Annotated in this window: 14 protein-coding genes and 4 pseudogenes; 9 read left to right on the forward strand and 9 right to left on the reverse strand. The window is 57.0% G+C overall.

The genetic code is table 11. The features are described from left to right. Nucleotides 1–8 precede the first annotated feature (8 nt). A complete protein-coding gene (locus NKH80_RS27250) occupies nucleotides 9–971 on the forward strand; it encodes an NUDIX hydrolase (protein ID WP_352994770.1) in 963 nt (320 codons plus the stop codon). Between the two features lie 25 nt (nucleotides 972–996). On the opposite strand, the pseudogene NKH80_RS27255 reads toward NKH80_RS27250, so the two are convergent. Together NKH80_RS27255 and NKH80_RS27260 are read right to left on the reverse strand one after the other, a co-directional pair. Further along, nucleotides 997–1344: pseudogene (locus tag NKH80_RS27255) on the reverse strand (transposase); the annotation flags it as partial. Nucleotides 1345–1912: 568 nt separating this feature from the next. Beyond that, nucleotides 1913–2599: an isopentenyl transferase family protein gene (locus NKH80_RS27260; RefSeq protein WP_352994772.1), complete on the reverse strand. Its 687-nt coding sequence runs from the start codon at nucleotides 2597–2599 to the stop codon at nucleotides 1913–1915. Nucleotides 2600–3333: 734 nt separating this feature from the next. Here NKH80_RS27260 and NKH80_RS27265 point away from each other — a divergent pair. Then, nucleotides 3334–3673: pseudogene (locus tag NKH80_RS27265) on the forward strand (PIN domain-containing protein); the annotation flags it as partial. Between the two features lie 227 nt (nucleotides 3674–3900). Here the strand turns inward: NKH80_RS27265 and hemN are convergent. Beyond that, on the reverse strand, nucleotides 3901–5241 hold the full coding sequence (hemN, locus tag NKH80_RS27270; protein ID WP_352994774.1) for an oxygen-independent coproporphyrinogen III oxidase: 1341 nt from the start codon (nucleotides 5239–5241) through the stop codon (nucleotides 3901–3903). 1038 nt (nucleotides 5242–6279) lie between these two features. Here hemN and NKH80_RS27275 point away from each other — a divergent pair. Further along, nucleotides 6280–7437 carry a porin gene (locus NKH80_RS27275; protein WP_352994776.1) on the forward strand — a complete coding sequence of 386 codons (1158 nt, stop codon included), beginning with the start codon at nucleotides 6280–6282 and terminating at the stop codon, nucleotides 7435–7437. Nucleotides 7438–7875: 438 nt separating this feature from the next. Here NKH80_RS27275 and NKH80_RS27280 read toward each other — a convergent pair. Then, nucleotides 7876–8822, reverse strand: a pseudogene (locus NKH80_RS27280) (IS110 family RNA-guided transposase); the annotation flags it as partial. A gap of 1096 nt (nucleotides 8823–9918) precedes the next feature. Beyond that, nucleotides 9919–10860, reverse strand: coding sequence for a restriction endonuclease (locus tag NKH80_RS27285; protein WP_352509341.1), 942 nt, complete (start codon nucleotides 10858–10860; stop codon nucleotides 9919–9921). Between the two features lie 158 nt (nucleotides 10861–11018). Between NKH80_RS27285 and NKH80_RS27290 the strand changes: the two genes are divergently transcribed. The 5 genes from NKH80_RS27290 (at nucleotide 11019) to NKH80_RS27310 (ending at nucleotide 13912) form a co-directional block, all read left to right on the forward strand. After that, nucleotides 11019–11462 carry a DUF4238 domain-containing protein gene (locus tag NKH80_RS27290; protein ID WP_352994779.1) on the forward strand — a complete coding sequence of 148 codons (444 nt, stop codon included), beginning with the start codon at nucleotides 11019–11021 and terminating at the stop codon, nucleotides 11460–11462. Continuing rightward, on the forward strand, nucleotides 11459–11815 hold the full coding sequence (locus tag NKH80_RS27295) for a DUF4238 domain-containing protein (RefSeq protein WP_352458538.1): 357 nt from the start codon (nucleotides 11459–11461) through the stop codon (nucleotides 11813–11815). Before NKH80_RS27290 ends, NKH80_RS27295 begins: the two co-directional genes overlap by 4 nt. Before the next feature lie 59 nt (nucleotides 11816–11874). Beyond that, nucleotides 11875–12381 (forward strand): hypothetical protein, encoded by a 507-nt coding sequence (locus NKH80_RS27300; protein ID WP_352994782.1) that lies wholly within the window; start codon nucleotides 11875–11877, stop codon nucleotides 12379–12381. Nucleotides 12382–12400: 19 nt separating this feature from the next. Next, nucleotides 12401–12694, forward strand: coding sequence for a hypothetical protein (locus NKH80_RS27305; RefSeq protein WP_352458536.1), 294 nt, complete (start codon nucleotides 12401–12403; stop codon nucleotides 12692–12694). 222 nt (nucleotides 12695–12916) lie between these two features. Further along, the gene (locus NKH80_RS27310; RefSeq protein WP_352509345.1) at nucleotides 12917–13912 is read left to right on the forward strand and encodes a hypothetical protein; all 996 of its coding nucleotides are present in this window, start codon (nucleotides 12917–12919) and stop codon (nucleotides 13910–13912) included. A gap of 58 nt (nucleotides 13913–13970) precedes the next feature. Here NKH80_RS27310 and NKH80_RS27315 read toward each other — a convergent pair whose 3' ends face one another. After that, nucleotides 13971–14843 carry a nucleotidyl transferase AbiEii/AbiGii toxin family protein gene (locus NKH80_RS27315; RefSeq protein ID WP_352994784.1) on the reverse strand — a complete coding sequence of 291 codons (873 nt, stop codon included), beginning with the start codon at nucleotides 14841–14843 and terminating at the stop codon, nucleotides 13971–13973. 8 nt (nucleotides 14844–14851) lie between these two features. Continuing rightward, nucleotides 14852–15745 (reverse strand): type IV toxin-antitoxin system AbiEi family antitoxin domain-containing protein, encoded by an 894-nt coding sequence (locus NKH80_RS27320; protein WP_352458833.1) that lies wholly within the window; start codon nucleotides 15743–15745, stop codon nucleotides 14852–14854. A gap of 281 nt (nucleotides 15746–16026) precedes the next feature. Between NKH80_RS27320 and eruA the strand changes: the two genes are divergently transcribed. Next, nucleotides 16027–20130 carry an NACHT domain-containing antiphage protein EruA gene (eruA, locus tag NKH80_RS27325; protein WP_352994787.1) on the forward strand — a complete coding sequence of 1368 codons (4104 nt, stop codon included), beginning with the start codon at nucleotides 16027–16029 and terminating at the stop codon, nucleotides 20128–20130. Nucleotides 20131–20146: 16 nt separating this feature from the next. Here eruA and NKH80_RS27330 read toward each other — a convergent pair whose 3' ends face one another. Then, nucleotides 20147–24772 carry a hypothetical protein gene (locus NKH80_RS27330; protein ID WP_352994790.1) on the reverse strand — a complete coding sequence of 1542 codons (4626 nt, stop codon included), beginning with the start codon at nucleotides 24770–24772 and terminating at the stop codon, nucleotides 20147–20149. A 933-nt stretch (nucleotides 24773–25705) separates the two neighbouring features. Next, nucleotides 25706–25857: pseudogene (locus tag NKH80_RS27335) on the reverse strand (IS110 family RNA-guided transposase); the annotation flags it as partial.

Genomic DNA, 25857 nt, shown 5'->3' on the forward strand with positions numbered 1-25857 from the left:
CGGGGACCATGGACGAACGCGCAAAAGGGATTAGGAAAGGCGGAGCTGGAGGCAAGGCCAACGACGTCAATGCGGACTTAATCGCCGTTGTGGTCGCCATGGACAGCAGCGCCCCCTGCGTTCTGACCATCCCGCAGGCAAACGCCCTGCCCTCGGGCCCGTTCGAGCTTGCTCACCGTTCGCTGCAGTCGGGCCTCAGGGGATGGGTGGAACAACAGACCGGCCAGCCGCTCGGCTATATCGAACAGCTCTACACCTTCGCCGATCGCGACAGGGTTGGCGCTGACGACCGCGTGGTCTCTATCAGCTATCTGGCGCTCACCCACCAAGACGAAGCTGGCGACCCGGCCGGGCGACACTGGGGAAGCTGGTACGACTATTTCCCGTGGGAGGATCACCGCTCCGGCACACCGGCGGTCGTGTTGGACGAATTGCGGCCGCGCCTGATGGAATGGGCGGATGGCACTGACGACAGTACGACACGCCTCGACCGACGACGGCGGGCGGCGATCGCCTTCGGCTTTGACGACCGCCATTGGAACGAGGAACTCGCGCTTCAACGTTATGAGCTGCTCTACGAAGCCGCCCTGGTGGAGGAAGCAATACGCGCCGGACATTCCGCTGCGCCCACCTGGGTCTCGGGCAGATCGATGATCGCCGATCATCGTCGCATCCTGGCGACCGGCATTGCGCGGCTGCGCTCCAAGATCAAATATCGGCCGGTCGTATTCGAACTGATGCCGCCGGTCTTCACGCTTTTTCAGCTGCAGCGCACCGTGGAGGCGCTTGCCGGCAGGCTCGTGCGTAAGCCGAACTTTCGCCGGCTGATCGAGCAGCAGGAGCTGGTCGAGCAGACCGGTGAGACAACCGCGGAAACCGGCGGCCGGCCGGCGCAACTTTATCGCTTCCGTCACGCCGTTCTCGACGAGAGGGTGATAGCCGGAACAAAATTGCCGCTCTCGCGGGCTTGACCCGCCTTGCGCCAGCAGCCCTGACGATGTCGCGGACGGCTTGGCCCTTGTGAGAACCGGGATTGTCGAGAATGACGATGTCGCCCGGCTTCAGTGTTTTATTGAGTTCGGTTTCGACATAGACGCGAAAGGCCTGCGTATTGATGGGTCCGTCAATGACCCAAGGCGCCTCCACCCGATCATGCCGCAGCGCGGTGATGAAGGTTATCGTCTTCCAATGGCCATATGATGCGTGGGCCATCAGCCGGTTGCCGCGCACACCCCAGCCGCGCAACAGCGCCATGTTGGTCTTGACCCATGTTTCATCCAGGGAGACCAGGCGCGTAGGGTCAATGCGGGTCTGATAGCGCATCCATTGCGCACGCCCGCGCATCAGCTTTGGCTTGAGCTGCTCGGCCGGCAGAACGGTTTTTTGAAGCTCTTGCCCTCGCGGTGCAGGAAGCGACCGACGCTCGCAGGAGACCACGTTCAGCCAGTGCCGCCGTCAATTGATGAAGCGTCATGTTGGCATCTCGCTCAACCTCGCCCAGGACGAAAGCACGGTGCTCCCCGTCGATCAGATAGGGCCGATGACCACCCATCTTGCCGGGTGCCGCACTGCCACGGCGACGCTTGCGGCCTCGGGGTTTCCTGGGCGAAGGCGGTGGCGATGAAAGCCGAGACGACGCCACAGACTGGGCTGGCGGATAGTAGTTCGCGAGTCAGCCACGGTAGCGGTCGCTACGAAGCGCGCAGCACTTTGTCATCGGTACATTCCGTCCCATGCCTGAAATGAGCAGTGCAGCCATGTCGCCTCCTCCGCAGTCACCGTGGCGAAAGCAATCCTTCCGCTGCCACACGGACCTAATGTCGCCTGGCACTAGCTTGCTTCAGCAAACCACTTAGCGCAATTCTCAGGAGCTACCGTGCCCGCACCGCAGGCGAGGTCCGGGGAGGCTTGCTCACTCAGTTTGCCATTCTGGAAAGTCGCGTTCTTGCCAACGCGCATATTCGAGATATTCTCTCGCAATCGCCTCTACAAGATCTTGTTGGAGCTCTTTGCGAAGGCACGGCATTTCGCTGATTGCCAAGCTGTGCTCTCTCGCAAAACGAATGGCGCAACGATATCCGTCAACCTCTTCCAAAGTGGGACGGACTGCATCTTCCTTCCACTGATCCGCAAGTTCCTGCAGCAATGAAGATTGTCCTTCTCTTGTGACAAACATGTCTGTGACCCGACGCTTGGCTCTCTCCAGAAAGGCGTCCGAGTTGCCGAGCCGCAACCGCCTCACATGCCACCGAAAAGCGCCATCCCAATGCTGACTTCGCGCCATTAAATTGAGAAGGGAGATCGAACCGCCTTCGAGGATGAGCCCCGGCTGGGAACTACGCTCATCCACTTGCATTATCAGCTTACGATGGGCGGTCTCGGCGTCGATGATGCCCGCGGTTAGCGGGCGCGAATCCAAGTAGATCCGCTGGGTAGATTGCAGTTCGGAATCCGAGGGACGCCCGCTGCCGGTGGCGATTTGAGGACAGCATTGTACACGATCCAGCGCAATGACCGGCCATCCGGTCTCTCGTGCAATTTGGATTGCCGCGTCTGTTTTGCCGCTGCAGGTCGGCCCGTAAATCAAATAGATTAGCATGTGTATGCCGCTTAGTTTATCGGAACTAACCGCCCCTCAAGCACAAGATACTCGGTAGGCTTTCACCGGACTTGTCGCAAACATTTTGACAAGCGGCGATTATGCCCTGAAACGACGCCATTTTCGAACTTTGTGAAGTCCGAAAGGGCGCAAGCAGCCCGTTCTGGTCGTTCAGTCCAGTCACCAACGCCTCTGTTTGACGTTTGACGACGGTCCACTTTGCACATCTCATGCCGACTGTGACGCAACGCGGCACCGCAGGATGGTGACCTCGTTGTCTCCGGCAAAAGATCCTTGCGCGTCTTGGGTTAATCGAGGCGGCGGCGCACGGGCGCCTTATTGTCTCGGAACATGGCCAGGAAGGCGGCTGATCAACAAAAGTGGAAGACGGTGCCCCGACGACCTCACCGATTTGTGAGGCGACCGAGGATCTGCCCGACATCGTCGATCTCGTCCTCGAGGTGGGCCGTGTGCCGGCCGCGCCGCCAAAGCCTCCTCCCCTGCCGGTCCGGCTGGAAGCCTCGTCGAAACGGCACAGGAGTACACCAAAGCCGCCAGCGCGCAAACACACAGACCGCCGGCGCCAAGGATTTGGCGCTTTTTGCGTGGCGTCCGCTCCGATCTTCCGGAAGGGGAGCTGGCTGCGGTTTTCTGGGCACTCGCTGCGCATCGCCGCTGCGCAACGCCGAACTGGACATCGAGCGGCTACGCGATGAACCGCATGGTCTGCCATTGTGAGGCTCTTGCTCGACACTAATGGCCTCTCCGAGGTGACGAGGCCGAGCCCTGACGCGCGCGTGCTGGAATGGATGACGGGCTCGATGAAGACCGCTCATTTATCAGGTTGTGTCAATCGCCGAGATCCGGCGCGGCGCTGCCCTCATAGACAAAGGTCGGAAACGTGACGCACTGGCCGGATGGCTCGCCCGGGACCTGCCGCAGCGCTTCGAGCCGAGAGTCCGGCCCGTGGACGAACTGGTTGCCCTGGCCTGGGGCGACCTGACGGGCCTCGCGAAGCGGCGTGGCCGCGGTCTGTCATCGATGGACGGGCTGATTGCAGCCACCGCGATTTCCTGACCCATCACATGGCGGGGATATTCATGCGCTGACGGCGAAACACCCAGATGTCCCGCACCTACCACGATCAATATGGAAACGCCTCGGTGGCAGCCACGAGGTCGATGTCATTGAAGATGAGATGAAATAGGCGGATCAGCTCTGCTTTTCGCATCCTTGACGCGCGCTTCATGACAGGCCTCGGCCAAGGGCGTCGAGTTTAGCTTCCGGTTGGATGCTTGCCCTCACCTGTGGCTATGCTTACGGCCATCCCGATCGAGAAAAGCATCGAACGCGGCAGCGACAGCGCGAATTACAAAGCGATGCTCCCGCCGTACGCGGACAAAACCGTTTTCGAAGTCCACTATCCCGTCCTCGGCCAGCATCGCCAAGCGTTCAGCTGAATCGAGAAGACGGATCGGATCAGATCCGTGGGCGGCACAGATTGCCTGCACATCGGCCTCGAGATCGCACATTAGTCGCTCGATAATTGCGGCTCGCACGCGGTCGTCGTCGGTGAGGCGATAGCCCTTTGACGTCGCCAGACGGCCAGCTGCGATGTGCTGGATGTAGGAATCCCGTGTAACTTCGTTTTGGACGTACCCCTCGCCGACGCGGCCGATAGCCGACGCGCCGAAACCGATCAGGCTTCTGCAGGTGGTGGCCGAGTAGCCCAGCGAGTTACGCCGCAGGCGACCCGTTTTCTGTGCCAGCGCGAGCTCGTCGTCCGGCAAGGCGAAATGGTCGAGCCCGATCTCGCGGTAGCCGGCGGCAATCAGCGTCGCGGCCACGGCCGCATACTGTTCGGCGCGGGCAGCGCTGCCCGGAAGAACTGCCTCCTCGATGAGGCGCTGATTCTTTACAAGCGACGGGATGTGCGCATAGCCGAACACCGCAAGCCGGTCGGGGCGCATTGCGACCGCCGCCCTCGCGGTCTCGACGCAGGACTGCACCGTTTGATGCGGGAGACCGAAGATGAGGTCGAAGTTGATGCGGCTTACTCCATGCCGGCGCAGCATTTCCACGGCAGCCGACGTCTGCGCCTCACTCTGAACCCGGTTGATTGCTTTTTGAACAATGGGATCGAAGCTCTGCACGCCGAGACTCACACGGTTCACGCCGGCTGCTCCTAAGGCCTCGGCCATCTCGGCCGTGAACGTGCGCGGATCAATCTCGACGGCAACCGTAGCTGTTTTCGTGAGAGCGAAGCGGCGTCGCAGGAACTCCATCAGAGCCAGGAACTCGGCTGGTCCTATGAGAGACGGCGTTCCGCCGCCGAAATGCATGTCGCTCACGGGCAGCGTCTGCGGCGCTCGCTCCGAGACCAAACGGATCTCGTCACGCAGGGCCGCCAGATAGTTGAGGATCGGCGCATCATGGCGGGTGATGGTGGTGGGGAAGCCACAATACCAGCAAGCTGATCGGCAGAACGGAACGTGGAAATAGAGCGACACCGGATCGTCAGCCGGCAGGTTCCTGAGCCATTCCTCATAAGCCTCGGCGCCGACCGCCCCAGAGAACTCTGACACAGTCGGATAGATAGTGTACCAAGGCAGGCCGGCCTCGCGATATTTTGTGGTCTGCAACAGTTACCGTCCCATGCTGATAACCGCCAACCTTACCGCTGCGCTCGCCTGTGTCTTTGCGCTATGTCAGTCCGTTCCGCTTTGGGCTCGAAACTTGTATTTCTCAGCAATAGCGGCCGTTCAGTCTTGGCTGGACGGTCAGCGACTGGCCATGGCTGTTCCCGCCGCGACCCTCACGCGCACCGTTTGGTTCCACCATCCCTTCCCTTCAGCCTGCGCCTGGTCGAGTACATTCTGCTGAGCGCGGCTGCCGCATCCAACGAGATAACAGGGCGTTGGGACCAGACTTTGCTCGCCAGCTAGCGCAGCCCCATAGTGATCTCTGGCATCTCGATGAGCTCGTTGTGTGAATTGCTGGCAAGAAGCATTAGCTGTGGCGCGCCGTCTATCAGGACGAGAGGCTGCTCGACGCGACCGTCAGGTCGGCCGCAATGCCAAGGCCGGCGCGCCTACTGACTCCGTGGTGGAGGCAAGGCTGCGCGTCAGCGCGTGATTACCGATCATCGCGCTCGCCAAAATGACGGCGTCGTACCGAGCGGTGCCCCCGCATGATGTCTCGACGTCGGGGCTCACAGCAAACAAAGCTGTCGCCATTGAACGAAACTGTCGCGAAGCGAACAGACGAACCGTAGCCGAAACGTTTGCCGTTCGTGCTTGGGTTGATCCGCAAGGCAAAAAGGAAGGAAGAGCGAACCAAGGTCCGCCGGCACACTTGAGCTTCAAGCCGCAGCTGCGTCGTCAGGATGGCACGTCATTTGCAGTAGAAGCCTTTGTGACGGCCCGCCCACAACTAGCGGAGATGACGGGGATGATTTGTACAGAAATGTTGGATGGCGTCGTTTCGGCGATTATTATATTTGTAATAACAATCGCATATTTGTAACAATAACGCCCAATCATATTCTCAATTTCTGATGAATATCTGGCGTGACGAGCGCATCAAACTGCTCAAATTCAACTCAATGCGCATCGACTGTTTCCTTAGCAAGAGTTCATCACTGACGTCCATTCCTTTTACTCTTTGAACGGAGATCAACAATGAACATTAGGAGCCTCCTCCTCGGCTCAACTGCGGCACTGATTGCCGTTTCCGACGCTCGCGCCGTGACCGCCGTTGCCGAGCCTGACCCGACTGAGTACGTTAAAGTCTGCGACGTCTACGGCTCGGGCTACGTCTACATTTCAGGCACTGAGACCTGCGTGCGCATCGGCGGCTATGTCCGTTACGACGTCGGCTTGGGCCATGTCGGATTGGTTGATCACGCAAGAACCTCGGATGTGAGGACTGGTGAGCATCAGGGCACATGGCAAAACAACACGCGCTTCACATTGAAAACTTGGACCGGCCAGGAGACCGAACTCGGCACGTTGAAGACCTACACCGAAACCCGCATGAACTTCGGCAACCGCCACACTTCGGTTTCGGACAGTTCTCGGTCCCATGCCTTCAACGGAGACAGCACCTTGACTTTCGCCTGGATTCAGCTTGGTGGCCTCCGAGTTGGTAAGGACTGGTCGGCCTTCGACATGTTTATTGGCGGCGCGGGTGACGTACTCAACCAGACGCCGGTTCCGTACGGCGCTTTCGATACCAACGTGGTTCAGTACTACTTCGACGCCGGGAACGGCTTTTCGGCCGTGGTTTCGCTCGAAGAAGGCTCAGGCGTGGTCGGCACAATCGACAGCTACGCTCCGCACGTAGTCGGCGGCTTGAAATACACACATGGCTGGGGCGCGATCACCGGCGTTGCCGCTTATGATAGCAACTACGAATCGGTGGCCGCCAAGGTCCGTGTCGACATCAATGTCACCAACGAACTGTTGCTGTTCGGAATGTTCGGCTACGGTTCCAATGGCAAGCTCATCGACGACTCCACGAACGCGATCGACGCTCATGGTCGCGGCTTCTATAAGATTTGGGGCGGGAACTGGGCTTTCTGGGCTGGCGCCGCTTACGAGCTCAACGAGACAACTTCGTTCAAGCTTCAGCTCTCCGGTGATCAGCTCAAGAACCATGGTGTCGCTGCAAACGTCGCCTATGCGTTTCTTCCAGATTTCACAGTTACGGCGGAACTCGACTATGGCCGCTACGGCAACTTCGCCGTCGGCAAGGTGGACGCTTCCAACGTGAACTGGACCAACGCCAACAAGAAGAGCAGTGTCGGCGGAATCCTGCGTTTCGAACGCTCATTCTAACGCGATGAAAGGGTTGAGCTCCGGTTGAGCGGACCAATCCCGCAACACTCCAAGAGAACGTCGCATGGAAGCTATACAAGATTGGAGCATCGATCTCGGGGCCGGACGATGTTTCAATCAGATCTGGTCCGGATGATCGCGCCGGCGATATTCATCGCTCGATTATGTTTTGATCTGCAGCTCTTTCATTTCCTCATCCTTCCGCCCGCTTGACGGACCCTGCCATCCAGCAGTACCCGGCCAGGTTTCACGTCCGAACTTGAAGTCCCAGTCGGGTCAGGACGTGTTCAACTTGTTGAGCGATTGTGGGGGTGCGGCCCGACGCACTGGAAATCGCAAATGGATCGCCTCCGTTCACCCATCCCCGCGGAAATTCGGGCGCTACGGCGTCGGCCTGCCCGCGGCCGGATCGCCGATATAGAAGGTCCCGTCGGTCTAGATCGCGTGCATGATCACCGCCAGCTTGCGCGCCACCGCGACGCAGGCCTTGCGGTAGCAGCGTTTGGCGATCGCCTGGCCCCAGCTCTTGACCTTGTCGGAGCCCTTGAAGCGCGTCATCAGGCCTGACGCCGCCTCGTAGAGCGCGCGCCGTACGTCCGCATCGCCGACTTTCGAGATGCGCCCCTGAATGTCGATCGTTGAGCCGGATTGCCAGCGTCGCGACGTCAGCCCGAAGTAGGCGGCGACGTCGCGCGAGCGGCGGAAGCGCGACGGGTCGTCGATTGCCGTCATGAACGAGAGCGCCATCACCGGGCCGACGCCGGGGATCGCCATGAAGCGCCTGCATGGCTCGCTCTTCGCGACCATCCTGACGACGAGATCGTGCAGCCGACAGTACTGTTTCCACAGCGCGGAGCGCCGTCAGCATGGCGTCGATCAGTTCGGCCGACAGCGGATCGTCCGCAACGGCGGCGCGCACCGCCTGCTCGAAAGCGCCGCATCCGACCTTGCTCAGGCGGATGCCGAACGCCTTCAGTGAGTGCCGGATGGCGTTTTCCAGGTCGAGGAACTTGGCCTTCAGGTTGCGCCGGTGGGTCAAGAGAAGCTTCGTCCGGTAGCAGCTTTGCGACTTGATGTAGGCCTGGCGGAACCAGCCGGTGCGCATCAGATGGGCGATGCCCCAGCGCATCGGCCTTGTCGGTTTTGTTGCCCTGCGCCGCCATCGCGGCGCGCACATGCACCGTCTCCAGGCAGATCGCCGGCAGGCCGAGTTTCTTGAGCTCGGGATGCAGCCAGGGCGACAGCGATCCTGCCTCTTGGCCGACGCGGCGCAGGCGCCCCAGGTACGGTTTGAGGATCTCGAGGATCGCCTCGGGATCGGTCACCACCGCCTGCAGATGCACCGCGCCCTCCCCGTCCACGACGCACACCGCCGTCTCGTCCATCAACACGTCCAGCCCACAAAGAATTCCATCAGCTGCCTCCTGTGTTGTTTCACAGGAGATTTTTTAGCAAGCCGGCGAGAAGCGCGATGCGGACGTGAAAGATGAAGGAGCGACCTGCCGATTACGGGCCGCAATCGTCCCGTTGCCTGTGTAAACGTCCGGACCCTGAACGTATTTGGGCTAGTGGAGGCTGTTCGTCCCTTCAGATCGGCCGGTGGGCGTGCGAACGGTTAATCCATTTCAGATTGCGCGATCCGATCGACATGGATAACCTTCATGCGGCGATTCCTGCCAGACCTGTCGCCAGGTCAAAGTGGACATGGACTACCTGCAAACGTGAATCGATCCTTTGGGTCGTCTCGTAATTGGCGACAGACGATCATGAAAAAGGAACGGTCACATGGCCTCTATTCTGCTAACCCTCGACAATATCGATTTTGTGAAATCCGAGTTGCGCAAGGCAATGCCGGGGGGGGAATTCTGCGCACCTCACCGAAGCGCTTGCATTTGGCGTTGGATATGACACGCACGCAGCTCTGCTGGGGGCGATCAAGACCTCCACCCGGCATCGTCCTATTCTGGCGAAGGTTGACGATGAAAAGATTGCCGCACGACTAGCCGCGCTTGGGAACAACATGTTTGGTGTCGTTTCCACAGGGACTACCCTCAGGTCGCCCTCAATGCCCGAGCACATATGGGTGGAATTCCGCAACGGTAATGTCAATGCCAAAATTACTGGTTCCGGGAATGCCGGAACCGCGACATTCCCAACTTGCGTATTTCCAAGCGCACCAAGTACGTCAAATTGAACTGGGATTGCATATCTCTGGACGGCCGTAGCGAGGCCCACGTGATGGGCGAGAGCGGAAGCGCCCTGACAAAAGCTATGTTCAAAACGTATCAAGGAATCGCCCGCCGCATACCGGGAAAGTCGTTATTCTCTGGCTCGAGCTTCGTGGGTTCTGTGGATCCACTACTGCCGGAATTAAGCTTGCGATCTTGCTGATGAATTCTTCGCTATGCTCTACGAGCCTACGCGAGGGCAAGCACTCGCAGCCTGAATGGTCGGAAGAGAGGGGCGCCGACCGGACGCCCCTTATCCGACTTCGACGTGAAACTTCGGATAGGCATCCCTGAATGCCGCGAGGGCACCGGATCGGATCTGGTTCAACCTGACCGCGACATCTGAGTCGACAGTGAATACGGGGCAATCCGGATTCCCGCACCCGCAAGGCCTGATGGTCTTGTCACGCAGACCGGACGCAAAAGCGCGTCGCAATTGATCTACCAGTTGCACGGAACGACTCACGCTCGTCTTTTTATGCCGATCCCGCAGATGATGGAGGGAGGGGATACGCCTTATCTCGTCGCCCTCGCGCGTTCGCCAAATGCCCGTATTCAGCGCGGAGATGGTATCGTCAATGGCCTGCCTAAACGCGTGTAGCGAACACTCTTGCTGAAATGGCGTGCGAAATGCCGGGCGATCAAACACGATGGCCATCTGAGCAAGAGCATCCATATCCGACAGACCCGCAAAGTCCTCAGCAAACCGCGTCAGTTCGGCAGCCTTGTCAGGAAATTCCTCTCCCTCGCAAAATCGCTTCAGCAGGTCTTCGCCGATCAAGCGCAAATGCTCCTCCAGCTCCGCGCCGCCCCAGATTGACAAATTATCGATACCGTTCGCCTTGGCAAATTTCTGAACGGCATCGCGGCGGCTAGCGGATACGGCGCCCCGCGTCACAAATTTGAGAGCTTCGAATTTCGTTGGAGAGGACAGCAGCCTTTGAATGTCATGCTCGGCCTTGGCCTGAGTGAGACTGCTGCGATTGACGCACTGGATAACGCTCCGGCGTGGCGGGCCATCGTCCAGCCGTTCAACTCCGACAATATCGCGTCCATGATCGCCTCCGGCTTGCCCATACCATGCGACATCGGTCCATCCGGCCCTGACATGGTAGGCAAAGACCAATCGTTCGAATTCGGGTCCGCCGAAATCCTCAAAATGGATTCTCTGAACTAGCTTCGAGATTTTTGGCATGTGTGATGCCGTCCCCAAATTCAGCCCAATTCAGCCATTCAGGATGTGCTATAAAAGGGCTAGGAATCGATAGCCTAAAGTCATGAGCCAACAAAAATATAAACGCAATCACTGGGTCCCTAAGGCATACTTGCGGGCGTTCGCCTGCGATAGTAGCTGTGAGAAAAATTTGGACTTTCGGGAAGTCAGGCGGCGATCCCCTCAAGCGATCTATCTCAAAGGTCGCCGTGAAATTTTACCTTTATGCCCCCGTCGAAAACGGCCAGCGCAATTACCAACTCGAACAGAAGCTCAGCAATCTTGAGCAGCTTTTTGGCATGCCGTTCTGGTCAGAAATCAGCACGGGGTATATCGATCTCAGTAACAAGGTTACGCGCGAGGGCATCGCTCTTCTGACGGCGCTTATGTACCTGCGCAATCCATCCTTCTTCAATCGGACCGCTGAAATTTATCAGCATCTTCGATCCTTCTACATGGCAGCCGGCGAACCGCCTGACAGGGTGGAAATCGGCGGACGAAAGTACGACGTGGATAAGGCATCATGGCCCGCGTATCGGGACGCAGGCGAAGATGATGTAAAGCGCATGTGGCTGGATAATTGACCCAAGCCTCATCGCTGGCCGAGTTGCTGTTAAATATGAGGTGGTCCATCATAACTTCGGAGAGACCGGTTTTCATCACATCAGACAGCCCGGTGACGGTTCTGCATCCGAGCATGCGTTTCCGCGGCCTCAAGGATGCGGAGACGAGCGTCATATTTCCGCTCAGTCCGACTCGCGTTCTGCATCTGGACAATCGGAACTCTGAGCCCGACTGCCAGTATTATGCGGTACCTGGAAAGGGTGAGGTTCAGAACATTCTCAACTGGCGTAACGTCGTCGAGCATATGTTCACACACCGTCACCCGGATGAAGTCAGCGCCGAAATGTTCGCCGTAGACGAAAAGGCTGCTTGAGGCCGCTGCTACGCAATCCTGAAGAGTGCTTTCGCACCTACCCACCACGCGCGTATGTTATGATCTATATTTCGGGAAGCACCGTGGGAGATCACCCTCAAACCCGCATCACAATCATAGACTTGGCGCAAGGCGTATATAGTCACACCCATCACGCGGGAGTCGCCGATCCGGCGATGCGCCGGTATCACCCGTACTCATTCGATTTTGACTCGACTCCAATGCTCCTCGATGAGCCCGGCGAGACGTGGGACGATGAAGCAAAGACGCTGCATGCTGAGAACCGCGAGAAGACAATATCGCGCATAAAGGACGAATACGGCACGTGGAATCAGGACGCAATCGTTCAAAACATTGTCGATCCCGGCGCAAAGCCAATGTCCCTGGTTGCGTACCATCATCGCTTCTATCATCAGGCTCGCCAGGCGTTCGTTGTAGGTGCCTACTATCCGGCTCTCGTTGCGGCTTGCGCGTTGGGTGTGCGCATCCTCGATCACTTGGTTCTGGACTTGCGGGGCAGTTTCAAGAGCTCGCCTCACTACAAAAACGTATATCTCGTTCGATGACTGGCCATTTGCCGTCAACGTGCTTTCCGAGTGGGGTGTTTTTGCGGATGGTGTCGGCGATTATTTCCTGGAGTTAGCTAAGCTGCGAAACCGGTCAATCCATTTCAACGCGGATACCTATGCGGCGCCGCGCGAAGACGCTCTTTCGTCACTGCAATTATTTAGCGCGATCATTTCCAAGCAGTTCGGCTATTTTGGCCGGCAACCGTGGTTCATTGCCGATACACCTGGAGCTCAGTTCGTCAAGAAATCCTTTGGGACTGTACCCTTTGTGCAAACGTACATCCTGGCGCGCATGGCGATGGGAGCCTGAGCGACGAGGAATTTGCCAAGGCATACCGGGAGCGAGATCGTGCGCGCGTGGTAACGAGGGAAATGATTGAGCAAGAGTTAAATCTGGCCACTAGATGAACGTTCTTGAAGGTCACCGGCCACTCTTGCGACAAGCCTCGACACCGAACGGACCGACCATCGGGCCGATCAGCCTTGGCAAACAGAGCTAGCTTGAACATCGGGCGTTCGCTACATAGCGCTCATGATCGAGCCCTCAGAGTTTGCCAGCTGCTTCATCGAAACTTTCGACAAGAGTGCCCTAAAGATATTCCGTAGTTGGCTTGCCAAGAAGCCAGCTACTACCAAGTGGATCATTGCAGGGGACTTCGCGCTCCGCGACAAGAGCCGCCCAGGCGACTGCTTCGCCTTCAGCATCATCCCGTACGATTTGTTTCCCGCAGACTTTGCCGAAGAGGTTCGGCAGAACCTCCCGAGAGACTTAAAGGACAGCAAGACACTTGGCGCCAATGCAGCGGCTTGGCTGCGGGACTCGCGCCATTTTCACATCCTGATACCGATGAGGCAGGATCGGGCCTTCTATAGTAATGGGGACATGAAGCCGAGAGACGTCATCCAAGAGAGCTTGGCGCTGACAGTGGCGGCGCTCATCTCGGCGGAACGAGGCGACGAACAGATCCGGAGATTCAAGGCTGCGATCCAAAAAACGAAGGCCAATTCATTCAATGTGGGGCTCTTCACCGATCTCACTCTGCTAGCCCTGTACCTTGCCATCATCTCGTTGATATTGTGTCGCGACCGCAAACCGGAAATGATTAGTTGGTTCTGCGACCGTGACAGCATGATCAATTACTGCGATAGCCTCGTTTGGGACTACGCAATCAATAACTTTGTTGGGTTGGCTGGACTTCTGGACATAGATGCATCGGGCATCATACCTGGAGTCGCTATTCCGGATAGCAGCACCGGCAAGGAAGTAATGTGGTTCGACCATTATATCCGGGCAGCAGACTGGCTAGCAGGAGCCATCGCAGCTTGGGACCGAGAGGCCAATTCCCTTCCCGGCGAGCAGGACAAGTATGTCCGAGTAATCGAAGACGTGGTGACCGAAAGTGATAACACCGTTATCCTTCCGGTCTATCTGGCAAAAGACGGAACACTGACAATCACGCGTCTCGAACTGACACGGGAATCTGCGGGAGATGACACACCAGATGGAGCAGTCCCCTCCACGTCTTGAAGACATCCTGATGTCGTGTCGGTGAGACGGGATCGACCTGATTCTTGCGCGGCGTCGCTTATTTGCGTTTCTGGCCGAACACCCGCTCCAAGTTCTCATACACCCCGCGATGCCGTTCTTCTGGCATGCGATCCAGATTGTGCAGCTTCCAGCGAACGGCGGGCAGCTTGTCCGCCCCTTCAATGCCGAGCAGATCCCATTGCGGGCGACGGGCTTTGAAGGAGAGCAGGAATTTTCGCTGATCGTCGGTCAATGCCTGATTTAGCCCGGTGATCAGCCGCTCGCGAACGTCGAGCAATTCATCGAGGCTCACCTCGATCTGCGACATGCGCAGAAATTCTCCTTCGTAGATGCCGGCAATGTCCTTGCGGGTTGGTTGTAGGAGTTCAGCCATCGTTCGGTTGTGACTGATGAGGTAGACGAGAAAAGTCTTCACCAAATCTTCGGTCAGCCCTTCATTCTCGAGCAGCAATTTGATATCGAAGAGATCACGCGGATGTTGGCGGTCAAGCGCCGCGCAGATTTTTCCGGCATATAGATCGGGGATCGAAAGAAGCTGCATCTCGACGTAACCGAATTGCTCTTCGACTGCGGGCGACACCTCCCGTAGCTCCTCGGGGAATACTGAGCCGCGCAGCACAGGGGAGAGTTCGATCTTGATCCGATCGCCGCCTTGGGTCACGAAAAGACGCAAGGCATCCCGCTGATCTTCGTACGATCTGATGATCTCCGTATCGGGCATCGCCTTTGAGATCGCATCAGCAATGCGCGAGAGCGCTTCAGCAATCTTCTTAAGCGCTTCGTCACGCTCGTCCATGGGCAGATAGACGAGATCGATGTCGACGGAGAGCCGCGGCAGATCGCGAACAAAGAGATTGATGGCGGTGCCGCCTTTGAGGGCGAAACACGTCTCCGCCGCGACCAGCGGCAAGACACGCGTCAGGAGTCGGACTTGTCTGTAATAAGGGCTGGTTGTGTCCACATCTCCTCCGGAACCGTTATGCGGTATTTTGGATCGAGTCTGCCGCCTCTGACCAGCATTCTGTTACCGCTACCAAGGCCAAGCTCATCAAGCGCTTCGGGTTTGGGAAGCTTCTTCAGCCAGGCGTAGGAATGACGCTCGGCCATCCAGTAGAACAGCCTGCGCAATTTGACGCTCGTGCACTTGCGCAAGAGTTGCTCCATGCGCCTTGGTGAGAGCGTGGTCATGCCCTGGAGAAGCTGGTCGGCGTGCTCGAAGGATATGGCGCCCGGCACGTCCATCAGGACTTCAAGGTAAGCCCGCTCGGGCGATGACATGGTGAACGGCCAAGCGCCTGTCCGCTGACCCGGTATGCTGCTATCCACGAGCGTTCGCTCGTTTGTGTCGTACTCGCGGTTGACGAGGCCGGAACCGCCTAGCGAGGAGAGACGATTGTGGCGAACGAACTGGACTGAAGGCAGCGCACTCCCTAGCCAGGCCGGCAAAACGTCTTTGCCGTAAAGATGGACCGCGCGTTGCCTCGACAATGGCAGGTAGTGCGCAAATCCTTGCAATTCGAGCGCTGTCAATCCGCCGACACTTAGATCCGTGCGGAAGATGGTCTGCAGTGCGGTGACGATGCCCTGCCAGGTAAGGTGTGTACTGGGGCGTATATAGACACCGGACGCGACCAGCGTGAGCTGCCTGCTTTTGACCAGATTATCGAGCGCGTGGCGATCGAAGTCCGGATTCTGCTCGGACAGCCAACGCTTCGTCACCGGTAGCCCCTCAGGCACCAGGTTTCGCAGCAATTGTCTTCGGTCGGTGTTCGTTGGCATAGGTTTAAAAAACACTTTCGATGCGGCGATCATCGCCGTATTTTGCGACTCTCATAAACTATCACTTTTAAAGTGAATTTACAATCTTTCAAAAATGCGGCGATGATCGCCGCAAATTTAAATATTTGCAAACAAGCACTCTACTCAATACGCGAGGCTCAGCGGGTTCTTTCGTGTTCGTCCGATAGGCGCCGCGCGTCAGCACGACGTTGACGGGAACTACTGAACGAATCCAGGCACACGCCAGTCACGTGCGTTCCACCAATCTTAAATTGCAGCTTGGGTGAGACATTGGCGGCGCTTATGCTGCATGAATGGACCAAAATTATATTCCACGATCGCTCTATCACGGGGACAGGATCATTTCAGAGGCGGCTTTGCTCGCCGAAGAGGCACTCATTGTTGTGCTAGCAGAACCAGGTGCTGGCAAGAGCGATCTTCTGACGAGCATGGCCGCCCATTTAGGCGGTGAATTCTGCACAGCAACCAGCTTCCGTCACCGCTCGGTGATAGCCGAGGTTCCGTCATTGGTCATCGATGCTCTCGATGAAGTGGCCCGTATAGACCAATCTGCAATTGATCAGATCATCGTCAAGGCAAAGGAGTCGCAGGCGGGTATCGTCGTGCTGGCCTGTCGCTCCAGTGAATGGGACCCGGCACGAACCCGGCTTTTGCAACAGTGCTTCGGCTCTGAGCCGGCCGTGGTACGGCTTTTGCCGTTTTCCGAAGCGGAACAGAAGCTGCTTTTTGAAGCCTATCTTCCGGGAGAGGATTTCACAGCGTTCCTCAATGAAGCTGCTCGCTTCGAGCTCGTGCCGCTTTTAGGTAATCCACAATTTCTCAAGCTCTTCTCTGACGCCTATGTGCAGAGCGGTCGGAAGTTCGTGACAAAAAGCAGGATTTTCGTTGACGCGGTCGAGAGGCTGACCTCGGAGCGAAGCGCATCGCCAAAACAGCGCGGACGGCCGCCCTCTGATGCAATTATCCGCGTCGGAGAAGAGCTCTTTGCAAAACTGCTGTTATCGGGATCAACAGGCTTATCTTCTGTAGAGCAGCCAGGCGATATGGATTTCCCGTATCTGCGGGCGGTCAGCACCGCTGACCTGTCATTGTTGCAATCCACGCTCGACACGCGGCTCTTCAAACCATCAGCCACACCCGCGAGGCACGAGCCGGTGCATCGCATCGTTTCAGAATATTGTGCCGCACGCTATCTTGCGACACGCATTGACGATGCTACCGATCCGCTTTCCCTTGGCCGGTGTCTCGCGGTAATCGCGCCCAACAGCGTAGTGCGCGACGAGCTTCGGGGCATGCTCGGATGGATGGCGGCTGTAGGAAGTCCCCATATCCAACGGGCTTGTATCGACGTCGACCCTTATGCGGTGCTGGCCAACGGCGACCCGTCGCAACTTACGTCGTCATCCAAGCATCTTCTCATGACACGACTGCGCGAGCTCTCAAAAATCGATCCGTATTTCCGCCGCAGCGACTCCTGGCGGCGATTTAGCGTGGCTGGCCTCTTCAGCGTCGATATGGTCGATGACCTGAAAGAGCAGCTGACTGGCGACAAAGTCGCGCCCGAGTTGCGCGATCTTCTTCTCGAACTTCTTCAAGCATCCGACGCTATCCCGCACCTCGAAGAAGAGCTTTGCTGCATCATGCTCGACGCTGACAACCAGTTGTCGTCTCGTATGCGTGCGCAGCACCTTCTCACGGAATTGCCGGACCGCGACCGCGGGCCGGATGTCACAACCCTGATTGCGATGGGCGATACAGCCTCGTTGCGTATCGCGACTGATATCACCGAATTGGGTATGAAGGTGATCGGAAGGGAGCAGGTACTCGCCTTGCTCCAAAGAATTGCAGCAACAGGGAAGGTCAGGAAACGACGCGATCAAGCGGCGCCGGAGCTTCGTTTTTACGTGAGGCAGTTTATCAGCACGTTCGACCTGCCCGGCACAGAATGGCTTCTCGACGAGCTTACCCGTGGCCTCACCTGCACATGCGGTGCAACACGCGAACATCGATGCAATTGTCGTATCGAGGTCAGCAAGATCGCCGGCTCACTGCTTGACCAATATTTCAAGCTGTCGACCAAAACACATGCGCCAGACAAAATTTGGGGATGGACGAAATCTCTGACGTTTGATCGCACCAAATCGTCAGATCAGAGCATCGCAGTGCAGGCACTGACCGAGAACGACGAATTACGGCAGGCGATACATCGGCTCGCTTTCGCAGGTTGTGCCGACGACAAGGACGTATGGGACGTTCGGATGCGCCTCTCGATGAGCCAGCGTCATTCGGGGTTGCAGATGAACCTACGTGATTATCGTGCCCTGCTCGACCATGCCTTTGAAACGGGCAATGCCGCATTGTGGGGCGGATTTTATTCCATGCATAACATTTATTCGGAAAAGAAAGGTCCAGACGATTTCCGGGCCTTGATGCGCAGGCAAGGACGCGAACGATCAGAGCTGCTCAGAATCTGGTCCAAGCGTGAGCGTGAAACCCGTTCATTGATAGACAAGGATCGGTATCGCTGGCCGAGATCAAACCGTAGATGGCAACGCAAGGAAGATCAAACCAAACTAGCGAGGCTAGCCTTTTTTCGAGAAAATTTGGCAAGAATCGAGGCCGGTGCGCACTGGGGTGCACTCCGACTGATTGCCGACTACTACCTTCTCCAACCCGAAAAGATGGGTGAGATATTCGATGACGTTCGCAGCGCTGACAGAGCGCTTCTGAACAGCTTCCCCTTGCTCGACGAGCATGTTCCGACTCTATCAGCTCTTTCTCAACAACGGAAGGCGGTCACGCGGGTGCTGCACGCCGCATGTCTCGCATATTTTCGCGGGTCAGGAACTCTTGAGCGGATCGATCGTAAAGTCCTTGCCGCCGTGAAGACTGATTTGGGGGGGTATGGTGGATATGGGGAAGGAGAAGGCAAGGCTTTGGAAGCCGAGATCGATCGACTGCTGTTTGGGGATCTTTCGGATGTCGAAGCCTATGCGCGAGAATTTATCGAACCCCAGCTAACTCAACCGGGCGACCCACCTACCGATGTCGGCTGGCTTCGTCACAAACAGGCATTCAAACCTCTTCAAAAAACACTGGCGTTGGAATGGCTGGAGCGGTTTCCGGAAATGCCCAAGGGGGCCAGAGATACGCTCTTTGACATCTGTGCGGAGCATGCTGATCGCTCAAGACTACGGCACTTAATCGAACAACAATGTGCGGCGTGGACCGGGCGTGAAGCTACGACCGACGACGAAAAGTCCGACCAAAAATTCTGGTTTCTGCGGGCACTATTCTTCCTAGAAGATCCGCCGGGAGCTGTTTGGGAAGCGCTAAAGGCTGATCCGCAGACGATAACCCGTTTGGAGCATCGAGCGGGCCGGTTTTATCGGGATGACGCGGTGGGGTGGCCTGTGCTCTCGGCCAAGAAGGTATTTGCAATCTTAGACGCATACGTCGATGTATGGCCGAAGGTCTTTCTACCCAGCTCGTGGGGTACGGGCGACCCGCCCGGCGAAACGGCCTATCGCTTTCTGAGCGATGTGGTTCACCTAATAGGACGCGATTCTCCTGATCAGAGCCTCCCGGTCCTGGACAAGCTTTTGTCCGATGATCGCTTTGCTGATTTCCACAGGGATGCCCGCAGCATGAAAGCTGCGGCGCACCGGAAACAGGCGCTACAGGATTTTCGAACGCCCTCTGCAAAGGACATCGTCAATTTTCTCGACCATAGCAAGATCGCCACCGTGGAGGATTTGCGTGCATTGTTGGTTGAAGAACTGGTGGAATACCAGCGATGGGTTCAGGGCGCCGAGACCGACCCGCTCAACATGTTCTATCCGGGCGGCGAGCACCTCGATGAAAATAGTTCGCGCGATCGGATCGTTGACCGGCTACAGGTGAAAATGTCGGCCTTGAACCTCTCGGTCACAATCGAACATCACATGGCGCATGCGAACCGATGCGACATCACAGCATCAGTGATTATTGACGGTCGACGGCGGCTGCTCGTCATCGAGGTCAAAGGGCAGTGGCATTCAAAGCTCTTTTCAGCCGCCTCGGCGCAGCTTCACGACCGCTATAGCGTGCACCCTGATGCGGCGGATCAAGGCATCTATCTCGTTCTATGGTTCGGGGCAGGTGAGAAAATCGCGGGGCGTAAAGACTTATCCATAACGACGACGGCACAGCTAAAGGACGCTATTATTGAACAGATGCCGGTCGATCTACGCCGGGTCATCGACGTGGTCATACTGGATCTTTCGCGAAGACCTTGCGGCTCGGGGGATGCAACGGGGGTGCGCAGCGACCCCCTTGCCAAGAAGGTGCGGAAAAAGCGTAGTACACCCGCACACATTTTGCGAAACGCGCGAACGGAGTTCGTTTGGTTCATCTGAACCGCGTTCGGATGCTTCAATTCAGCTTCATATTGCGAGGCCAGAGGCCGTCGACAAGCTTTTGGTCGAGGAATTTCTCCCCCATATCCTTTTCGCGTTTCTCTATCGCTCGCTTAAGTTCAGAGCGCTGTCGCTCGAATATGATCTGAGAATGATGGTTCAGTTTACATCCATCAAGCATCCGCCAGACGCGACGGTCAGCACTGCTCTTGAGGAGTTCGAAATCCGCTGACGCGGATATGCCATTGTCGGCTGACCTGAACTGCTCCAGCCAATGAACAATTGAGCGGCGGCGCTCCCTCCATCCTTCGGCATAGCGCCAGACATTTCCGAGCCAAGACGCCTGTATGTCCAGGCGCTCTAGGTCTTCGACACGCGGCGACGAAAGGCCCAGATAGCCCCGAACAATCATAGCCCGCCCCCGTCTCCAGATGGAGGGTGATTGGGCTTCAGAAATAGTCCAACCGATCAATCGCTGCTGGAGGTCTGGAGTCTCTGCGTGCAAGGTGCAATCGAGTAGCTCGCGGTCGTTTTCACAGAAGTCAAACGCTTCAATCTGAAGTGCCCACCCCTTGGGGCTCGTGCACGCGAAAGGCATGGTGAGAAGCCAGTCCGAGCCGAGGTTCGTTCGATATACAGTATGATGTCTCGTAGACAGGAGGTTACGCCATATCGAGGCAAAACGAATTGGGTCGCATTTGAGTCCAACGGAGACCATCGGATATAGGAGACCAGGCTCATGGACAGCGAGTTGATTCAGATTGTCAGCAGACTGAATCGAGAGGAAATCCGCAATAGCCTCAAAGGCGGTCGGCTCTGCGGTCCAGAGCGTTTCAAGGCCAGCGCTCGGAATGGTCCAGTCGGGACGCCGCCTGCCGCTTGCAAGGGTCGATTGATCCGAACGCTGAACAGCCTCAATTGCTTGGTCAATGATTTCTTGGCGCGCATCGGCATCGAACCCCAATCGAAATCGTTCGGCCAGCGTGAGAGCCGATTTATTGAGACCGTGCTGAAGCGTGACACTCCGAGTTTCCAGTTGAGTGTCATCGGTTGCAAAATTGGAAATGGACGTCGCCGGCAATGGTCGCTTCTCTGCGTCCAAGACTGACCGCAGTTTGGCGATCAAAATGGCACTGATCACCGCTGGCCCATCCTTTGTATTCTCGGCGGCGCGCACAAGATGGCGAGGATGAAGACGCCGAACCACCTCATTGAGGGAAAGCGACGCCTTTGCGAGAACCAAACTTCCCCAGAAGGCTTCATCATCGTCTCGGGCATTCCCGACAGTCCAATCCAAGGCGATCAACTCGGCAGCCGCCGCAGGCGCATCGGATTTAGCCAAAATCTCCAGTTCGGGCGCTCGGCAATGCGGAGATGATTGTCTCAGGCGCTCCAGCAATGCAGTGCGCAGGGCATTGGTCAAATCCACACCCGTGGCAGCCACCAAAAAGAGCGCACTTCGCAATCGATTTCGTTCGAGGCCGCCATGAATAGCTTTCGCCAATGCATCGAGCCCAGTGGCACTCGGAATGCTGAACGTCAGCGCCAAATCACGATAGATAACTTGCGACGGTTCCAAGCTCAGGAGCAGGCTAATCTGCTCGTCGCCGTCCTTTGCCAACAAAAATTGGGCCGCCATCCGCAGATTCGCGCTATCCGGATCGTCTCCAGGTATCGACATAAGCGGCACAAGGTCGGCTGCATCAAGTACCGACATTTCCATGATGATAACAAACATGGCTCTTTCCGGCGACACTTGGCCGGCCGCGACGTGACCCGAAAGTCGGCGCGTAATGGCTGCTCTATCATCGCGCGCTGCCCGGGCCAAAACGGGCATCCAATGCTCTAATGCAAGGGATTCGGAAGTGTGGCCCCTTGATTGATAGATTGCCGTAACGTCGAGATTTCTTGCAAAATCCGTGGCCTCGCGAACAAGGCTTTCCGGTAGTCTCATCTTAGGATGGAGTAGCCAGTCCCGCGCATATGACAAGCGAACATGAGGTTTTTCGGTTTGGTCGGCGACCTTCTGAATGGCTTCCTCGACGGTTGCAGGTCTTTCCCATACTGAAATTGTTTTGATTAACTCTTGTCGTTCGTCTCTAAGCCCAGATTTGTCAAAGGCGTCTGCAACGACGGTCATGGCCTGAGGCGTCCCAATTGCCCATCCAAGTGAACCTGCGGCATGCGCGATCAGAATGTCATTGCCCAAGGTGAAAGATTGCGCTTGTGACAACGCTTGATCGACTAGGGCGATCTCGGAGGGTTCGGCACCGCGCAGCAGCGCTGCGATATATTTATCGTCATGGTCTCCGTACCGAACAGACCCGGCTATGGACCAAACCCTTATCAAAGGCATCAGGTCATCACGACTGTGAAAAGCAAGAACGCTAACGGCGTAGCCAAAGGCGTGCGATCCATCAGGCTCTTCGCCATCTGCTATGGTGAGAGTTTCATCGGCCTCCTTGAACGGTTTATTCAAAACCAAGCGATCGCCGAGGCGTTTGCGCAGTCGCTCAAGTCGCTTTTCACGCAAAGCAGACCGGTCGTCTGTTTGCCCCAAGAATGGCCACTCCATTAGACCGATCAAGCCGGCCCAATGACGAGCACGTTCAATCAGTGCTACCCTCAATTCGCTCGCACCAGTGAGGGGTCTAATAATATAAGCAAGGCGTTCGGACGCCTCTGCGTCGCCTGCGAACCAGACGTATTCGGCGACATCCACAAGAGCTGTGTTTATGCGCCGTGAAATAGCAAGAATGTCGTCTTCGTGTTCGTCGGAAAGGTTTGGCCTATCGAGCCAAAGGGCGAATATCGCGGCTTGGGCTGCTCTCCTACCGTCCGCTAATGCGGCGGCCCAACTGGCAACTCGAAGCACTTCACAATCGAATGAGGCCCCGCCCCACGGCTCTATCCAGCTTCGAACTTCACTGACAATCTGTCCAATCGTCCAATCCGCAGGAAGTTCTAGCGCTCGGCGCCAGAGATCCCAGCCAAGTGCAAATGCCGCGAATGACAATGTTAGACGGGTATCTTCCCCGGACCGTTCGGCAAGCCCGCCGTCAACCAGTTCCGTAAGTGTTTGCAAGACGCGCTCTGGATTGTCCGCAAAAGGGTTTGCGTTCCGGACGGCGTGATGTAGGTCGGCCGTCGCTATTCGCGAAGGATTCGGCGATGCCTTATCGATTGCCTTTGCAACTTGCCGGAGTGCTTCCTTGAAATCGGGTTCCGCAAGGATGTCACGGTTTCGTGCCAGGCGGTCTTTCCAGTCCTCCCAATACAAGCGAGCTGGCGTGAACTCGCCCACTTTTTCAAGCTCTTCACGGTATCGGAGTGCTAGGTCGAAAAGTCGCGGACGGCGTAGCAATTCCGTCATTTCATCGGATAAAGAGGATCGGGGAATTTTGTGGTTCTTAAGACCTCGGTCGAGTTCCGCGTCTGCGAAGAGGCCTATACGGATAACCTGCGGTTTCTGGCTCAGTCCAACAAACTCATTGAAATCGTGCTCGAACGCATAGGGACGACACGTAGCAAGAACACGAACGCGCTGGCGATAGGGTTGGTCTTGCAGTCGCGTCAGCAACTCGGTCCAATCGCTCTTTCGTCGTTCGTTGAGACCGTCAAGAAAAAGTGTCACGATAGGGGCTTGGATATCGTCATAACTGAGCAACATCTCGGCTTTCTTGACCCATTCCGCAGGGGAGCGACCCAACATCATGCTGAGCGCGCAACTCATGAGTGTTATGGGGTCTTTCGAAACGGAAACCGCTTTGGTAACCGGAAGCAAGAGGGTCTCAGAGGCATTCTCCAAAAGCCAATGAAGAGCGGAGAGAGTCTTGCCAACTCCTTCGTCGCCGACAAAAAAGCAGGGATTTCCCTTTGTCGCCGCGGCTTTAATGCTTGCGCTGTTAGCATCGACCACATCACGGCGAACGAATTCGGCCCACGGGTCACCCAACCGTCCAGGGGCGGGTCTAGCCCTGAGGCGACGGACCAGTTTCTGCGGTTCAGACATCGTCTCTCGCCACCAGGCATCGACTGCCGCACGCAACGTCGCAAGCGTGAAATCGGGTCCCGAGAGTTTTTGGCGAAGCTCAAGAGCCCGCCCAGAGAAATTTGGCTCCCGTCTAAGGCGGTCGATTGCGGCTTGGGCTTCTGCCGGAAGCCGTAGGGCAGCGGCCTTTGGCGCCATAGCAATCAGTTGGACAAGGTCTGAGCCGCCCGTGGGCGGAGCGTCGAGCGTGAGAAGGCCGATTGCTTTTTCTTCCGCCTCGCGGCGGAGTGCTCGTTCAAGTTGCTCTGGGACAGGCCGACTAGCAGCGAGCACCCAAAGATCAGGTTTCGGCTCACGATGGGTCGCTTCAACGAAGCCACCGAGTACATTGCGCTGATTTAAAGAAGTAGTGTCTCGATAGAGCTTGGCTTCGAAAACCGTTTCAAACGGGCCTCGTGCACTTCCGTCACCCCCGTACTGGCTTCCGCTTCGCGAACAAAAGAAGCGTCTCCCACAGATTTCTGACAGCGCCTCGCCTACAAGATTCTCGAATTCGCTGTCTACTATGCTTTGCATATGCCGAAGCAGAACTTCTTCATCGAGCGGCCTTTTCGTTGCCCCGCGTTTCTTCCGGCTAGCCATTTTCTTCATCTTTCCCGCCAATATTTCGGAATAGATATCTGCATAGCATCTTACAAAGCAAGGCATCCTGTCCGGTCCGAGGGGCGCACTCCACGTTTCGATGACCCGTGTGCCTCCGAAGATCCGCAACTCATGTGGGGCGCGTTCGCAAAGGGAAATGGCGCGCGTCTGCAGTTCCAGATTCACCCTGGTGTGGCAGAACTTCGCCCGATCCACTATGAACAAAGCGGCTCGGTCACCGTCCTACGAGAGATCAACGACGCCCTCAAGCGGCCGGAGAGCCGCCGTTCAATCCTTGGACCATCTCCAAGATCGGCGCCTTCTATCTGAAGTCCACTGTGGTCATCGAAGACGAGGTCCGCTTGCTCGTTAAGCGTCATCAGGGTGGTGTCGATCTGACTTGCAGTGACGGTGCATTCCGGTATTGGCCAATTCCAATCGGAGAACCAAACCCGGTATGCCAACTAGACTTGGCGGAGGTGCATATAGCACCAGGAGCCGATCGGGCAGCGATCGAAGCTATTTTCAGAACAGCCGGTTTTCTGGAGTCGCCGTCGCTGGACCCTAACTCATTTATTGGCAACGAGGTGGTGGTTGTTCGCACCTTGCTGCCATAGCAGATACGCTCACTTGACCAATCTGCCCGAGCACCCCGACGACGCCGCAAGAACAGCAGTCTCTGATTGACCTCGCCACCGAGCTGTCCAGACTCTACGGATTCGCCCGCCAGATGAACGAGATGGTTGGTCCACCACGATCACTGCGGCTGAGGTCAGGGACAACCGGGCAGGTCGCAGGGGCGGCCAGCTACTAACGCGAGCTCTCAGCTCATCGAATACCTGCCCGCACTTGGCGTGCTACCGGTGCCCCTGTTCCGGATGGTCGCACCATACGCCGAAAATCGCTCATCTCCAGCGGGGATCGGATGGCACCGTCATGATCATACCCGCTGGCATGGAGCTGCGCCAGAACGCCGGCATCGATCTTGTCGGTCTTAATCCTGGCATGGGCGATCGCCTTCACCTGCATCGGGTTGGCGACAATCACCCGGCCGACATAGGGCGACAGAACCCGCACCACCGCCATGGCGTTGC

It is taken from the genome of Mesorhizobium sp. M0904, from assembly GCF_040319475.1.
In the GTDB taxonomy this organism is placed as follows: domain Bacteria; phylum Pseudomonadota; class Alphaproteobacteria; order Rhizobiales; family Rhizobiaceae; genus Mesorhizobium.